Below are 12,782 nucleotides of genomic sequence, written 5' to 3'. Positions count from 1 at the left end.
ACACCGTGAGCTGCAACCGAGACAACGTCACCTGGCAGGCCCCCGACGGGACCTGGAGCATCGGGTTCTGGCGCTTCGAATACACCACCGAGCCCGGCGACGAGGACTTCGACCACGAATGGGACGTGGAGTACTTCGAAGACGCCTTCTGGTTCTGCTCCACCGGCCACCCCACGGACGAGGCGGCCATGGACGCCTACCTCGCCGAGGAGCCGAACCCCAGCGGCACCGAGATCGTCCGGCACCACCCCGACAACGCCGCCGAGATCGCGCGCTACGAGGCGCTGGCCGCCGCGTTCAAGGCCCAGCACGGCACCCGCACCTCCATCGCCTGTCCCTGAGCCCGACACGCACGACCGAAAAGGAGGACACCTTGAGCAACCAGGCCGACGACAACAACCTCGACGTCCTGATCCATCGGCGCGCCCTGAGCACCACCGTGGTCGCCGAGTCCCGCAGCGGAGCCCCCGACGCCCTGCTCGACATGCTCGACAGCCTCGGCTTCGAGCGGCAGACCTTCGCCATCTACGTCTGGCACCAGCTCCCCGAGACCCTGGACGTGGCCGAGATCTCCCGCACCTGCCTGCGCGCCAACAACACGCTCCTCGCCGCCGGATACGACGTCGAAGTCGATGACCGCCTGATCCAGCAGCCCCAGTAACGGCGCACCGAGCGACCGCCCCCCACCGCGGGGCACCACACCGCCTCCGGGCGGTGTGTCTCATGGAGGACACCCATGCCGCACCTCGACCAGCGGCGCGCTGAACTGCTTCGCCGCCGCCTGTCCGGCGAGGACTTCACCACCATCGCCCGCGAGCTGGACTACGCCGACGCTGCTGAAGCCGCTGGCGCCTTCGCCGAGGCCCTCGCCGACTGCGAGCCGCTCGAGCCAGCCGCCCGCCACCATGCCGACCAGCTCGCCCTGGACACACTCCAGCACGCCGTCTGGGACCTGGCGGCCGGAGGCGACCTCGACGCCATCGACACCGCGCTCGCCATCCACGACAGCCGCGCCCGGCGCCTCGGCCTGGACGCCCCGCTCCGCCTCGAGGCCGTGGACCCGGTCGCCGGCACCGACGCCGTACTGGACGAGCTGCTCACGCTGATCGAGGAACCCCCGATCTGAGAGATCATGGAATGGTGCGCGGGGGTGCACGGAGCCCCTGATGATGAAGGCGCCGGACCAGGAAGAACGTCTCCTCGCGCGCTATCGGACCCTTCCCCGCGACCAGCGCCTTGCCATCGCGCGCACCGCCTCGCCGGACCTTCGCATCCGTCTGGCCCACGTCGAGCGGCAGATGGCGATGGACCGCTCCCCGGGCTCGCTCGCCGCGCTCCTGACCGACGGCCGCGAACTCCAGGCGCGGCACCTCAACCTCATCGACAACGCCTTCATCCGGATCGCCCGAGGCGAGCGCGTCCGGCTGCTGCTGAACATGCCGCCCCGGCACGGCAAGTCGCAGCGCGCCGCACGCTGGGCGCCCCTTTGGTACCTGCGACGCAATCCGACGCACCGGCTGATGATCGCCTCGTACTCGGCGGTGCTCGCCGAGGGCCACGGCCGCTGGCTTCGCGACACGATCGTCGAGCACGGCGAGCAGCTCGGCATCTCACTGCGCTACGGCTCCAAGGCCGCCGGCCGCTTCGACCTCACCGGCGGCCCCGGCGGACTCGTCACCGCCGGTGTCGGCGGCTCGCTGACCGGCATGGGCGCGCACCTGGCGATCGTCGACGACCCGCTGAAGGACGCGAAGGCCGCCGCCAGCCCCACGGTGCTCGGCGACCTGTGGGACTGGTGGCAGCAGGTCCTCAACACCCGTATGGAGCCCAACGGGTCGATCGTGGTCATCCAGACCCGCTGGTCGGAAAACGACCTGGCGGGCCGGATCCTCACCCAGGACGCCGCCCGCGACACCGCGCGCTGGACCGTCATCAACCTGCCCGCGATCGCCGACAGCCCCGACGACGCCCTCGGCCGGGCCATCGGCGAGCCGCTGTGGCCCGAGCGCTTCGGCCTCGAGCACCTGCAGGACTTCCGCGACGAAGTCGGCGAGCGCGGCTGGTGGGCGCTGTACCAGCAGCAGCCCCGCCCGCTCGAGGGCGGCATCTGGCGGTGGGAGTGGATCCGCGGCCACCGCGTCACCACCGAGCAGCTGCGCGGCATCAAGCTCACCAGAGTCGTCGTCGCCGTCGACCCGGCCGGAGGCGGCGAGGACAGCGACGAGGTCGGCATCGTGGCCGCCGGCCGGGACGCCGCCGGGAACCTGTACGTGCTCGCCGACCGCTCGGGGAAGATGGGCGCGGCCGACTGGGGGCGCGCCGCGTGCGAACTCGCCTTGGAGGTGGACGCGGACGCCCTCGTCGTGGAGTCCAACTTCGGCGGCGACATGACCCGCCAGGTCCTCGTCCAGGGCTGGGACGAACTGGTGCGCAGCGGCGGGCCGGAGGCGGCCGGGGCGCTGCGCCCGCGGATCATCCCGGTGACTGCGAAGCAGGGCAAGAGGTTGAGGGCGGAGCCGATCGCGCAGCTGTACGAGCAGGGCCGGGTGCGGCACGTGGGGGAGTGGCCGGCGCTCGAGGTCCAGATGGTGACCTGGATGCCCGGCCTCGACTCGCCGGACCGCATGGATGCCTGCGTGCACGCGCTGACCGAGCTGGCCAACCCGGCAGCCGTGGACAGCGGAACGGGCAACTACCGGGACGGACGCCTCAACGGGCGCCGGTGAGCGGCGCGGCCCCGGCCGGGTGGCCGGGGCCGGGCGGCGGGCTAGAAGCCGACCTGAAGGAGCGTCCACCGGGTCTCTCCGACCCCGGCTCCCCAAGCCTCGTCGGTCTGGCGGACCCGAAAGTCGTACGCCTCCGTCGCGGCGGCCAGCGCGTCACCGTTGTAGTCGGCGTCGTCGAAGTACTCGGTGGTGTCGTCGTCCTGGAAGACGCGGCCCTTCGAGTCGAGCTCCTTGAGAACGTACAGCATCGTGGCTCCTTTCCGGTCCGTCGGGGCCGCCCCCGCCTACGCGTCTAACTATACAACGCTGCGTTGTAAAGATGGAAGCGGGTTCGGGATCTTTGCGGCGCCGGCCTGGCGCGGCCACGTCAGCGGCGGACGAGCGCAAGGGCCCGCCCCGCTTGCCCCGGGGCGGGCCTGCATGGTTCTCGGCTAGCTGGTCCAGCCCAGGGCGTCCCGGGCCTCGCCGTCGAGGTAGTTCTGCTGCTCGCCTTCGGCGATCCAGCAGGTGCCGTTCGTCTCGACCACCTCGCCGATCGTGTACTCGAAGGGGTAGGCGGGCTGGGTGGCCAGGCGAACCTTTGCCTCCGGGTCCATCTGCTCGAGCCGCTCGATCAGGTCGGCCACCGTCATCTCGGCCATGCTGCGCTCCTTCTGTACTTATCAGGGTCCGGGGGCCTCTGTGCGCCCCCTTCGAGGTCAACTATACAATGAAACGTTGTAAGGTTGGAAGGGGTTTCGGTGATCTTCCTCGACGGTTTCGCGGATCGCCGGGGCCTGTGTGCCGTGTGCATCCGAACGCCGCGAGGCCGCCCGGCCGAGCCGGGCGGCCGGTGCGTCGCGCCGTCAGGCGGCGGTGTCCACGATCGCCACCCCGTTGTCCGTGTTGACGAACTCCCAGATCGCGCCGTGCAGGATGTTGTCGCGTGCGGTTTCCAGGTCCCCGCCGTACTCGGCGAGGTTTATCCGGTCCGTGGCCGCCGCGTCCTGCAGGGCCTCGCGCCAGTCCGCGCCCACCCCCACCACCTTGCGGTCGCGGTAGTCCTGGAATGCCGAGTCCAGGTCCCTCTTGCGGTAGACGCGCCCCTCGGAGTCCAGGGCGTCGACCGGCCCGTGCATCTCGTCGATCTCCTGGCGGGCGAAGCGGGCGCTGATCAGGGCCCTGCGGAGGGTGCTGTCCATACGGCTCTCCTTCGTTCCCGGGCGGTTCCCCGCCCTTCCGGCACCCCAACTATACAATGGAACGTTGTAAGGTTGAAGTCGTGTGCCCCCTTCTCTTCCGGAAAACCCCTGGTGGGGAGGCGGGCGCCGTTCGGCCGGCTGGCCACGTCCCGCTGTGCGGCCATGCGGTCCGCCCCGGGGCGAGCGGGGCGGACCGGTCAGTGCCAGGCCACGTCGCGGCCGTGTGCGGCGCACCAGGCGGCCAGCTCGTACAGCTCCCGCAGGCGCCGCTGCAGGTATCCCGCCGGACGGCCGCCGACGAAGGTGCGGCCGAGCCGGAGGTCGGGCACGCCCGGATCCTGTGGGGCCAGGCCGAGGGCGGTGAGCACCCGGGCGCGGAAGTCCTCGGCGGGCAGCTGCCCGTGCGCCTCGACCACGCAGACCGGGATCACCACCGCGCCGTCCGGCACCTCGAGCGGCAGGCCCGGCTCGAGGGCGTCGCAGGCCGCCGCTTCCGGGTGGAGCGGGAGGCCGAGCGCCTCGAGGATGCCGACCGCGTTGGTGTTCGAGACGTTCACCAGGGGCACCACGCCGTCCGGGTCGACCTCCTCGGCGTGCAGCGGGTACTCCGGGCACGTCTCGGGCATCGCGCAGCCGGGCAGCGCGCGCCGTACGCCGGGTGCGGCGTTGGCCCGGTCGGCCGCGTCCTGCGCGTCCCGGTAGTCGCCGAAGCGCAGGGCGCGCACGGTTGCCTCGGGGCAGCCGCAGGTGATGACGTAGCCGGCAGGTGCCCGGAGGGCGGCGGTGAAGGTGACGGACATGAACTCCTCCTGGCGGTTGGTTGGGGGGCGGGGGCTTGCCGTGCTTGCCCCAGGGCAAGCCCCCGCCGTTCGCAGCTAGTTGGCGGCGGCCTGGGCCGCGATCGCCGCGCGCAGCGCCCGGTCCTGCTCGGGGGTCGCGTTCGCGTAGGTGTACTCGGTGCCGCCGTAGCCCTCGCGGCCGTCGATGTGCGCCCGGTAGGTGTCTCCGACGATCACCCGGTAGCTGTAGCCGCCCAGGGTCACCGAGGCGGCCATCCCGAGGTTGGTCCTGCGGAAGGTGGCCGTGCGGGCCGCCTCGAAGACCTGGTCGGCGGTGTCGTTCGCGAGGTCCATCTCGTCTCCTTCGTGGTCTTGCCGGTCCGTTCCTTGCACCCCAACTATACAACGTCACGTTGTATAGTTGGAAGTCGTGGCGCCGATCTTCCGGTGGAAACGCGGAGGTCAGGCCACCTCTTAGCGGGTCGACCTGAGCGGGGCGCGGCTACGGCTTCCGGGGTCTCCTGTGACGGGCTGCGCCCCGGCGCGAGGCCGGGGCGCAGGTCAGACGTTGGTCGTCTTCCACCGGTGCACGTAGTCGGCGGCGGCGGCCCGCAGGAAGCTCGCGGTCAGGTGGTAGGTCGGCCCGTCCACCCGTGTGCCCGCCGCGAAGGGGTACCGGTCGGGGTGGTCGGGGTGCGGGCCCGGGTTGAGGTACAGGTCGCTGCAGACCACGTACCCGCTGAAGCCCCAGTCGCCGACCTCGATCATCTGGTCGTGCACGTCGTCGGCCGCCGGGTCGCCGAGGCTGACCGAGAGGGCAGGCTCGGCGTCGAAGTCGTACGAGGCCGGGTCGTCCCGGTAGACCGGGTCGATGTACTTGTCGACCATCAGGACCCCGGTGATCGGGCAGTCCGCGCCGGGGAAGTGGATCGCCGGGTCGCGGAAGTCGTACCGGATGCCGGTCGATCCGGGGATCCAGGCGCCGATGCCGTGCACCGTCAGCGGGTCGTTGGCGGGCAGGCCGTGGGCGTTCAGGTCCAGGCTGACGGTGAACATCGGGATCCTCCCCTCGTGGCCGGCGGGTCCGGCCTCTCCCCGTAACTATACAATGTATCGTTGTAAGGTTGAAGGGGCTTTGCCGATCTTCTTCGACCCCTGGAAGCGCCGCGCGCCCCGGCTCCGGTGGGGGAGTGGGGCGCGTCGCGGGGGCCGGGCCGGCTGGCCGACTCAGCTGTCCGTGTCCTTGAGGTCGGAGCGGAAGCCCTGCCCCGGGCGGTTCTTCTTCCAGTCCCTCACGGTTTCCGGGAGCCAGGCGGGCTTGCCGCCCACCGTCGTGAAGGGCTCCGGCAGCAGGTGCCGCTTCTGGGACCAGTAGTAGCGGATGGTGCCGACCGCCACCCCGCTCTCCGCGGCCACCTCGGCATAACCCCACAACTCCTGCGGCGCGTTCGCCGCGGCTGCTTCCTTCGCGTCCTTCGTCATCGCCTCTGTCCTCTTCCGTCCGGCTGGAACGATGGGTGCGGCATGGTCCGCCCTGCTTGCCCCGGGGCGGACCATGCCGGTCCCTCGGTAGTTCGGTGCACGCCAACGTGCGCGGGGCCGACTATACAACGATCCGTTGTCCCTCGGCCCCCTTTCTGTCGTACAACACATCATTGTAAAGTCAGGAGGGGTGGCGGCCACGACGCCCGCAAGCCCCCCGTGCCCGCGCCGATATCCTTGATCACGGCGCGGGGCCGACGGAGGACGACGTGGGCCTGCGGCAGTTCATCATCGACGCCTGGGGCTGGCTGAACTTCAAACCCGTGTATGCCGACCCGGCGACCGGCGACCCCAACCGGCGGGCCTTCCCGACGGCGTACGCCACCTGGGTCCCCGATGAAGACGTCCGCCGCCTGGCCGCGTACACGACGCTCGCCGCCTACGACGGCGGCCAGGCTGGCGAACTCGCCGAAGTCCGCGACGGACCCGAGGCCCGCCAGCGCCGCGAGTACGGCGACCCGGCCGCCTTCATCGATGCCATCACCTCCGACGTCCTCGGCGACGAGCAGCGCATCGTGGTGGACGGCACCGAAGACGACGACACCACCACTGAGGACGAGGAAGCCCGCGCTGTCCAGGAGGACCTGCTCACCTGGGCCGAGGACGAGCAGCTCGCCATGCGGATGCAGCAGGCCGAGCGCAAGGCCGTCGGCCTCGGCGACGCGGTCTACCGGCTCTCCTGGGAGCCGGACAAGCGCCGGCCCGTCGTGAGGGTCATGGACCCCGGCTTCTACTTCCCCGTCCTCGGCGACGACGGCGAGTTCCCCACCCGCGTCCACTTCGCCTGGGAGATCCCCGAGGACCCCCGCCGCGGCCTGAAGGCCCGGCTGCGCCGTATCACCTACGAGCTGGCCCCGATCCGCCCGGCGACGGTCCCGAGCACCGACCGGCGCGGCCGGTCCCTGCGCACCTTCGTCGGCGACGAGGACGCGCCCCAGCTCGTCCCGGGCGACAGCGCCGACGAGAACGGAACGATCTGGCGCCAGTACGCCTGGAACGCGGAGCCATCCCGCGTCACCTGCTACCTCACCGACGCCACCTGGCTGCTGGAGGACCTCGAGCGCACCAGCGACGTCGACAACCTGCCGATGGACAAGGCGACCTACGCGCAGCGCGCGGACGGCGAGGTCCTCGACGGCCTGGACCTGATGATCGACTTCATCCCGGTCATCCACCTGCCGAACACGGTCCCGGCCGCCGAAGAGCACTGGGGCAAGGCGTCGCTGGCCACCGTCCTGCAGATCCTCGACGAGCTGGCCGCCTCCGACACCGACGCCGCCCGAGCCTCCGCCACCACCGGCATCCCCATCCTGTCCGTCTCCGGCCTCCAAGACGGCCGCGCGAGCGTCCAGGTCGAGCCGGGCACCGTGTTCAAGCTCGCCGACGGCGGCCGGATGGACGTGGTCAACACCGCCCCCCAGCTCGCCCAGCTCCTGTCCACGGTCGAGACGCTGCGCGACCGCGCCGCGGTCAACCTGCGGCTGCCCGCCGTGGCGCTGGGCACCCACGACCCCGCGCAGATGCCCTCCGGGTACGCCCTGAAGATCAGCCTCGGCCCGCTCGACAAGCTCATCGCCTCCATGCGCCTGGCCCGCCGGCACAAGTACCAGCTGCTTCTGCGGTTCGTTCAGAGATTGTTTATCGCCGGGCAGCACCCCGACTGGGTCGGCCGCGCCGTCCACCCCGCGAACATCGTCTTCGGCGCCTACACCCCCACCGACCGCATGGGCGTCCTGGAGGAGGTCGCCACCGCCTACGCCGCCCGGCTGATCAGCCTGGAGACCGCGCTGCGGATGCTCGCCGACGGCGGCTGGCCCATCAAGGACATCTCCGCCGAGATCGAACGCATCCAGGCCCGGGCCTTCGACCAGGCCGCCGCACTCGCCGACGCCACCGGAGACGCCGAGGCCGTGCGGGACTACCTCGGCATGAAGCCCGCCGACCCCGAGCAGGTCCCCGTCCCGGTCCTGCCCGGCAGGCCGGACCCAGCGCCCGAGACGCCCCCGGCCGACGCGGGACAGCAGCAGTGAAGATCACCCCTAAACTCGTAAACGGCGCGGGGGCGCACCGGTGGAGGACACCAACCATGGACCGCAGCACCCCCCGACCGCGTCCCGTACCTGGCGCGATCGTCGGCTACGTCAACGGCCGCCCGGTCCGCGTCATCGCCGGCGGAAGCGGCGAGGACGACCCGGCACCGGCGCCCACCGAACAGACGCCCGCCGCCCCGGCCACCCGGCCCGCGCCGAAGGTCACCCCCGCAGACGTCGCCGCCAAGCACGCCGCTCAGGCCGCCGAGGCCGACGCCGCGGACGCCGAGGAGCACGTCACCGTCACCCAGCGGCGGCTGAACGTGCTGCTCACCCGTGAGAAGGACCAGGGCCGGCAGGCCGCGCTGCGCGCCCTGGCCGCAGACGCCGGCCTCGACCCGGACACCGTCGACGCCACCCAGCTCAAGCAGCTCCTCGCCGACGCCAAGGCCCTCAAGGACGCCCAGCTGAGCGAAGAGCAGCGCCGCGAGGCCGAGTTCACCCGACGCGAGCAGGCCGTCGCCGCCAAGGAGGCGGAAGCCGCCAAGGCACTGGCCGCGGCGAACACCAAGCTCCAGGAGGCGCAGCGCACCGCCGCCCTCATCGGCCTGGGCGCCTGCGACGAGGACCTCGAGGACGCGCTCGTCCTGCTGGACAAGGCCCTCAAGGACAGCCCGGACGCCGACCCCGACACCATCGCCGACGCCGCCAAGGAACTGAAGAAGCGCCGCCCCGGCCTCTTCGGCACGCCCGAGCCCGCCCCGCGGCCCGCCCCGCCGCCCGCCCCGTCCGGCTCCCCGGCCGGCGGACCGCCGCAGCGCCAGGCCCCCGTCGGCAAGCCCGGCGACGCCGGACGCCGGATGGCCGAGCGCATGTTCGGCAAGACCGCCGACGCGGCCTGACCGCCGCACGCACCACCGCACCACCCCTGGGACCACGCCCGCCCCTTCCTCCCGTGGACGGCACCACCCGGTGCCCCGCATTTCCGCTGTGCCCCCGCCACGGGAGGAAGCCCCGGCATGGACATCCAGCCGATCACCACCACCCAGAGCCTCCGCGTCGGCCGCCCCTGGCTGCTGTCCAGCCACGGAACGGAGACGAACCAGACCATCACCCTCGACGTCGCGAAGTTCACCGAGAACACCCACTGGGTGCGCGGCGTCAAGACCGTCGAGGCCCGCTTCAAGTCCGGGCTGCCACTGGCACGCAACACCACCAGCGGCCTGTACGAGCCGTACGACCCGGCCGCGACCGACGGCCACGAGGTCCTGGCCGGATTCCTGGACACCGAGACCGCCTTCGGTGTCGGCGCGACCCGCATCGGTGCCGCGCTGCGCATCCACGGTCTCATCGCCCCGGCGAAGTTGCCGGTCGCCTTCGACCCGGCCGCCGTGAAGAAGACCACCGCCTCCGTCACCTACGCCGCCTGAGAGGGAGCCCCGTCATGCCGACCGAGATGAACGACATGCTCGAGCTCCTCCTCCGCGAGCTCACCCCCACCGACATCAACGCGTTCGTCCGCGCCATCCCCGGCCCAGAGGACTACGAGCTGACCCGCAGCGTGCTGCCGGAGGTCCGGCTCAACACCGTCAAGTGGCGCGTGAAGCGGACCAACCGCCGGGTGCCGGCGGCCAAGTACCGCGCCTGGGACGCGACGACGCCCGTCGCCACCCGCGAGATCTCCATGGTCGAGACCGAGGGCAAGCTCCCGCCGCTCGGCCAGAAGTACCTCGTGGGCGAGATGGAGCAGCTGCTCCTCGACGCCGACCGCGGCGCCAGCAGCGACGAACTGGTCCAGGCCGTGTACGACGACGTCGCCGCGCACGTGCTGTCCATCCGCTCCCGCCTGGAGCTGGCCGCCGGCGACCTGCTCGCCGACGGAAAGTTCACGCTGCAGGGCGAGAACAACCTCTTCATCGAGTACGACGCCCAGGTCCCCGCCTCCCACATGCCCACCGCGCCGGTGCCGTGGACCGACCCGACCGCCGACGCCCTGGCCGACGAGATGCGCTGGATCCAGGCGCTGCGCGACGCCCGCGCCCCGCTGCCCACCCGCATCATCACCTCGTTCAAGGCCAAGAGTCTGCTCGCCGGGAACCAGAGCTACCGGGCCGCGTACTACGGCTCGCTGCTCGGCTCCCAGATCCCCACCGCCGTCCTCGCCCCCAACGAGGTCGATGCGGTGCGCGCGCGGTACGGCCTGCCGCCGATCACCGTGTACGACGTGCAGATCCCGCTCGACGATGGCACCAACCCGCGGGCGCTGCCGGAGAACCTGTGGCTGATGCTGCCGCCCAACCCCCGCCAGTGGGGCGAGACGCAGTACGGCGTCACCGCCGAGTCGCTGGTGCTGTCGCGCGGCACGAACCCCGCGATCGCCCGCGAGGACGCGCCCGGCATCGTCGTCACCCACGGCTACACCGACGACCCCGTCACCGTGTGGACCAAGGTCGCCGCGTCCGCCATGCCGGTGCTGTACGTGCCGGACATCCACATCGCCGCGCGGGTGTGGTGACCATGGCCCGACTCGCCTCCACCGTCTACGTCAAGGACCCCGCCACCCACGAGTGGGTCGTCTGCGAGGCCGGCACCGAGCCCGAGCCGCACCTGGCCGCGCTCATCCGCACCCCGTCCGCGTGGGAGGGCGGGGAGCCGCCCGAGCCCGCCCCGGGCGCCGCCGAGCCGGACTCGCAGGAGCCGGCCGACGCAAAGCCGGACAGCAAGCCGCGCACCCGCCGGCCCGCCACCAAGGTCGACGACTAGCCGGCCCCCTCACCGTCCGGTACGGGCCGGGCCCGTCCTCACCCGGCCCGTACCGGACTCCTCTTCCCAACCCGTCTGGGGCTGCCCCGTGGACGACGCATCGCGCCGCTGGCTGCTGGCCACGCTCGGCCCGGCCACCGACACCACCGACCTCGAACAGCGCTACGCCCGCCTGCACTCGCTGCGCGCCGTGGCGCTCGAGGTGCTGCGCGAGCGCCGCGCCGCCCTGCTCGCGCAGCCGCTGAAGGTGTCGCTGTCCGGCGTCGTCTCCGTCGACACCAGCGGCAACGTGGCCGCCCTCGACCGGCAGATCGCCGAGCTGGAGGACCCGACCACGCCCGTGCCCGGCGAGGAGACACCCGGCGACCCGGACACTCCCGGCGGCAGCATCATGTACCTGCGCGAGCGGCCCCGCAGATGACCACCTCACGCGAACCCACCCGCGACGAGGCCCTGGGCCAGCTCATCGCCGCCGCCCTCCTCCAACTGGAACGCGACTGGGCGGCACTGACCGCCGCTCAGCAGGCCGTACTGCACGCGCTGGGGGCAGCCCGCCGCCGCGGCCGGACCCGCGCCGTGCCGCCAGCCGTCCGCGAGGCCCTGACCGCCTTCACCGCGGCGACCGCCCGCTTCAACACCGACCTGGGCGCGCTCGCCGAACGCTGGACCGCCGTCGACCTGCCCCGGGCCTACCGGCTGGGCGCCGAGGATGCTCTCCGCTCCGCCGTCCTGGCCCCGGGAAGCCGGCGGCCCGAGTTCGACTGGACCTCCACCCACCAAGGCGTGCTGTCCATCCTGACCGCCGCCTGCTACCCGGTGCTCACCCGGCGGATCACCGACACCGTCCGCCGTGCCCAAGCCTTCGCCCGGGCCGCAACGGCCGCCGCCCGCGTGACCGAGCCGCCTACCCCCGCCGACCTGGCCACCCAGCACCCGCTGGACACCGTCACCTACGGCCGCGGCGCCCAGCACCCGGCCGTCTCCTGGGCCCGGGCGGCCCTCTTCGCGCAGTCGGTCACCCTCGCCAACACCGGGGCGCTGACCGCCACCACCGCCGACCTCGAGGCCCGGTGGGTGCAGGTCACCGACGGCCCGGAGTGCGGCTGGACCAGTCACCCCGAACTCGACCGCGCCCACAACACCCTTCGCTCGGCCGAGGAGGCCGCCATCTACCCGATCGCCCACCCGGGATGCCTGCGCCGATTCATCCCGCGCCCGGACCTCAACCACGACCCCGCCATCGAGGAGGGACAGCCCGTATGAGCGCCCAGCCCCTGGTCATCGGCCGCATCGTCCACTACGTCGCCCGCGGCAGCGCCGACGGCCGCTACCTCAGCACCTGCCGCGCCGGGATCGTCACCGCCGTCGACGACACCGGCCAGCCCGCCCTCGCCGTCCTGAGCCCCGAGGGCCTGTTCTTCAGCGACCCGCTGCCGCACGCGGACGCGGACCCGCTGACCGGCGGGACCTGGCACTGGCCCACGGCGTGCGGAGGCGACCACTGATGCGGCTGACCGTCCGCGCCCCCGGGCGCGAGATCGACATCGAACTCGGCCAGAACAGCACCGCCGCGCTCAAGGCCGCCGAAGCCACCGCGCTGCAGCTGCTGAAGGCCCTGCCCGTCGAACAGCCCGAGGAAGACGTCCCCTTCGGGTTCGCCGTCACCGCGGACACCGAGCGCGCCGACCCGGAACCGCCCGAGGCAGACGACGACGAGGAATAGCCCGCTCCGGCGCCCCCCGATCACCGAGGAACCCCACC

20 protein-coding genes are annotated in these 12,782 nt (G+C 72.2%); 13 read left to right on the top strand and 7 right to left on the bottom strand.

Going from position 1 to position 12,782, the window contains the following annotated elements:
- The first annotated feature begins 5 nt into the window (after nt 1-5).
- The 4 genes from AC07FJ_RS31895 (at nt 6) to AC07FJ_RS31880 (ending at nt 2,726) form a co-directional block, all read left to right on the top strand.
- Nucleotides 6-341 (top strand): hypothetical protein, encoded by a 336-nt coding sequence (locus tag AC07FJ_RS31895; RefSeq protein WP_479052687.1) that lies wholly within the window; start codon nt 6-8, stop codon nt 339-341.
- Nucleotides 342-373: 32 nt separating this feature from the next.
- Nucleotides 374-661, top strand: a complete 288-nt coding sequence (locus AC07FJ_RS31890; protein WP_479052686.1) for a hypothetical protein — start codon at nt 374-376, stop codon at nt 659-661.
- 75 nt (nt 662-736) lie between these two features.
- Nucleotides 737-1,126, top strand: a complete 390-nt coding sequence (locus tag AC07FJ_RS31885) for a hypothetical protein (RefSeq protein WP_479052685.1) — start codon at nt 737-739, stop codon at nt 1,124-1,126.
- A 40-nt stretch (nt 1,127-1,166) separates the two neighbouring features.
- A complete protein-coding gene (locus tag AC07FJ_RS31880; protein WP_479052684.1) occupies nt 1,167-2,726 on the top strand; it encodes a terminase large subunit domain-containing protein in 1,560 nt (519 codons plus the stop codon).
- A 41-nt stretch (nt 2,727-2,767) separates the two neighbouring features.
- Here the strand turns inward: AC07FJ_RS31880 and AC07FJ_RS31875 are convergent, their stop codons facing one another.
- From AC07FJ_RS31875 to AC07FJ_RS31845, 7 genes are all read right to left on the bottom strand, one after another.
- Nucleotides 2,768-2,974: a hypothetical protein gene (locus AC07FJ_RS31875; RefSeq protein WP_479052683.1), complete on the bottom strand. Its 207-nt coding sequence runs from the start codon at nt 2,972-2,974 to the stop codon at nt 2,768-2,770.
- A gap of 183 nt (nt 2,975-3,157) precedes the next feature.
- Entirely contained in the window at nt 3,158-3,367 is a 210-nt protein-coding gene (locus AC07FJ_RS31870) for a hypothetical protein (protein ID WP_479052682.1), read from the bottom strand.
- Nucleotides 3,368-3,571: 204 nt separating this feature from the next.
- Nucleotides 3,572-3,907 carry a hypothetical protein gene (locus AC07FJ_RS31865; RefSeq protein ID WP_479052681.1) on the bottom strand — a complete coding sequence of 112 codons (336 nt, stop codon included), beginning with the start codon at nt 3,905-3,907 and terminating at the stop codon, nt 3,572-3,574.
- A 197-nt stretch (nt 3,908-4,104) separates the two neighbouring features.
- Nucleotides 4,105-4,707 (bottom strand): hypothetical protein, encoded by a 603-nt coding sequence (locus tag AC07FJ_RS31860; RefSeq protein ID WP_479052680.1) that lies wholly within the window; start codon nt 4,705-4,707, stop codon nt 4,105-4,107.
- A 75-nt stretch (nt 4,708-4,782) separates the two neighbouring features.
- Nucleotides 4,783-5,040, bottom strand: a complete 258-nt coding sequence (locus tag AC07FJ_RS31855; RefSeq protein WP_479052679.1) for a hypothetical protein — start codon at nt 5,038-5,040, stop codon at nt 4,783-4,785.
- A 207-nt stretch (nt 5,041-5,247) separates the two neighbouring features.
- A complete protein-coding gene (locus AC07FJ_RS31850) occupies nt 5,248-5,742 on the bottom strand; it encodes a hypothetical protein (RefSeq protein WP_479052678.1) in 495 nt (164 codons plus the stop codon).
- Between the two features lie 171 nt (nt 5,743-5,913).
- The gene (locus tag AC07FJ_RS31845; RefSeq protein WP_479052677.1) at nt 5,914-6,168 is read right to left on the bottom strand and encodes a MarR family transcriptional regulator; all 255 of its coding nucleotides are present in this window, start codon (nt 6,166-6,168) and stop codon (nt 5,914-5,916) included.
- 269 nt (nt 6,169-6,437) lie between these two features.
- Between AC07FJ_RS31845 and AC07FJ_RS31840 the strand changes: the two genes are divergently transcribed.
- The 9 genes from AC07FJ_RS31840 to AC07FJ_RS31800 all read left to right on the top strand — a co-directional run bounded on the left by AC07FJ_RS31840 (nt 6,438) and on the right by AC07FJ_RS31800 (nt 12,744).
- Complete coding sequence (locus AC07FJ_RS31840) at nt 6,438-8,258, top strand: hypothetical protein (protein WP_479052676.1); 1,821 nt, start codon at nt 6,438-6,440, stop codon at nt 8,256-8,258.
- Between the two features lie 56 nt (nt 8,259-8,314).
- The gene (locus AC07FJ_RS31835) at nt 8,315-9,160 is read left to right on the top strand and encodes a hypothetical protein (protein WP_479052675.1); all 846 of its coding nucleotides are present in this window, start codon (nt 8,315-8,317) and stop codon (nt 9,158-9,160) included.
- 117 nt (nt 9,161-9,277) lie between these two features.
- Nucleotides 9,278-9,688 carry a head decoration protein gene (locus tag AC07FJ_RS31830; protein WP_479052674.1) on the top strand — a complete coding sequence of 137 codons (411 nt, stop codon included), beginning with the start codon at nt 9,278-9,280 and terminating at the stop codon, nt 9,686-9,688.
- Between the two features lie 14 nt (nt 9,689-9,702).
- The gene (locus AC07FJ_RS31825; protein WP_479052673.1) at nt 9,703-10,773 is read left to right on the top strand and encodes a major capsid protein; all 1,071 of its coding nucleotides are present in this window, start codon (nt 9,703-9,705) and stop codon (nt 10,771-10,773) included.
- Nucleotides 10,774-10,775: 2 nt separating this feature from the next.
- Nucleotides 10,776-11,021: a hypothetical protein gene (locus tag AC07FJ_RS31820; protein WP_479052672.1), complete on the top strand. Its 246-nt coding sequence runs from the start codon at nt 10,776-10,778 to the stop codon at nt 11,019-11,021.
- A gap of 88 nt (nt 11,022-11,109) precedes the next feature.
- A complete protein-coding gene (locus AC07FJ_RS31815; RefSeq protein WP_479052671.1) occupies nt 11,110-11,442 on the top strand; it encodes a hypothetical protein in 333 nt (110 codons plus the stop codon).
- Complete coding sequence (locus tag AC07FJ_RS31810) at nt 11,439-12,284, top strand: hypothetical protein (RefSeq protein ID WP_479052670.1); 846 nt, start codon at nt 11,439-11,441, stop codon at nt 12,282-12,284. Before AC07FJ_RS31815 ends, AC07FJ_RS31810 begins: the two co-directional genes overlap by 4 nt.
- Nucleotides 12,281-12,526 (top strand): hypothetical protein, encoded by a 246-nt coding sequence (locus tag AC07FJ_RS31805; RefSeq protein ID WP_479052669.1) that lies wholly within the window; start codon nt 12,281-12,283, stop codon nt 12,524-12,526. Before AC07FJ_RS31810 ends, AC07FJ_RS31805 begins: the two co-directional genes overlap by 4 nt.
- The gene (locus tag AC07FJ_RS31800; protein ID WP_479052668.1) at nt 12,526-12,744 is read left to right on the top strand and encodes a hypothetical protein; all 219 of its coding nucleotides are present in this window, start codon (nt 12,526-12,528) and stop codon (nt 12,742-12,744) included. The genes AC07FJ_RS31805 and AC07FJ_RS31800 overlap by 1 nt, the downstream gene beginning before the upstream one ends.
- Nucleotides 12,745-12,782: the final 38 nt, after the last annotated feature.

The sequence above is a fragment of the Streptomyces sp. NPDC045998 genome (genome assembly GCF_056430285.1).
This window is presented reverse-complemented; position numbering and strand designations above follow the sequence as displayed.

What these genes read in the sequence shown, in the direction of transcription:
- AC07FJ_RS31885 (WP_479052685.1), top strand. Translation starts at nt 737, where the DNA reads ATGCCGCACCTCGACCAGCGGCGCGCTGAACTGCTTCGCCGCCGCCTG.
- AC07FJ_RS31880 (WP_479052684.1), top strand. Translation starts at nt 1,167, where the DNA reads ATGATGAAGGCGCCGGACCAGGAAGAACGTCTCCTCGCGCGCTATCGG.
- AC07FJ_RS31875 (WP_479052683.1), bottom strand. Translation starts at nt 2,974, where the DNA reads ATGCTGTACGTTCTCAAGGAGCTCGACTCGAAGGGCCGCGTCTTCCAG.
- AC07FJ_RS31870 (WP_479052682.1), bottom strand. Translation starts at nt 3,367, where the DNA reads ATGGCCGAGATGACGGTGGCCGACCTGATCGAGCGGCTCGAGCAGATG.
- AC07FJ_RS31865 (WP_479052681.1), bottom strand. Translation starts at nt 3,907, where the DNA reads ATGGACAGCACCCTCCGCAGGGCCCTGATCAGCGCCCGCTTCGCCCGC.
- AC07FJ_RS31860 (WP_479052680.1), bottom strand. Translation starts at nt 4,707, where the DNA reads ATGTCCGTCACCTTCACCGCCGCCCTCCGGGCACCTGCCGGCTACGTC.
- AC07FJ_RS31855 (WP_479052679.1), bottom strand. Translation starts at nt 5,040, where the DNA reads ATGGACCTCGCGAACGACACCGCCGACCAGGTCTTCGAGGCGGCCCGC.
- AC07FJ_RS31850 (WP_479052678.1), bottom strand. Translation starts at nt 5,742, where the DNA reads ATGTTCACCGTCAGCCTGGACCTGAACGCCCACGGCCTGCCCGCCAAC.
- AC07FJ_RS31845 (WP_479052677.1), bottom strand. Translation starts at nt 6,168, where the DNA reads ATGACGAAGGACGCGAAGGAAGCAGCCGCGGCGAACGCGCCGCAGGAG.
- AC07FJ_RS31835 (WP_479052675.1), top strand. Translation starts at nt 8,315, where the DNA reads ATGGACCGCAGCACCCCCCGACCGCGTCCCGTACCTGGCGCGATCGTC.
- AC07FJ_RS31830 (WP_479052674.1), top strand. Translation starts at nt 9,278, where the DNA reads ATGGACATCCAGCCGATCACCACCACCCAGAGCCTCCGCGTCGGCCGC.
- AC07FJ_RS31825 (WP_479052673.1), top strand. Translation starts at nt 9,703, where the DNA reads ATGCCGACCGAGATGAACGACATGCTCGAGCTCCTCCTCCGCGAGCTC.
- AC07FJ_RS31820 (WP_479052672.1), top strand. Translation starts at nt 10,776, where the DNA reads ATGGCCCGACTCGCCTCCACCGTCTACGTCAAGGACCCCGCCACCCAC.
- AC07FJ_RS31810 (WP_479052670.1), top strand. Translation starts at nt 11,439, where the DNA reads ATGACCACCTCACGCGAACCCACCCGCGACGAGGCCCTGGGCCAGCTC.
- AC07FJ_RS31805 (WP_479052669.1), top strand. Translation starts at nt 12,281, where the DNA reads ATGAGCGCCCAGCCCCTGGTCATCGGCCGCATCGTCCACTACGTCGCC.
- AC07FJ_RS31800 (WP_479052668.1), top strand. Translation starts at nt 12,526, where the DNA reads ATGCGGCTGACCGTCCGCGCCCCCGGGCGCGAGATCGACATCGAACTC.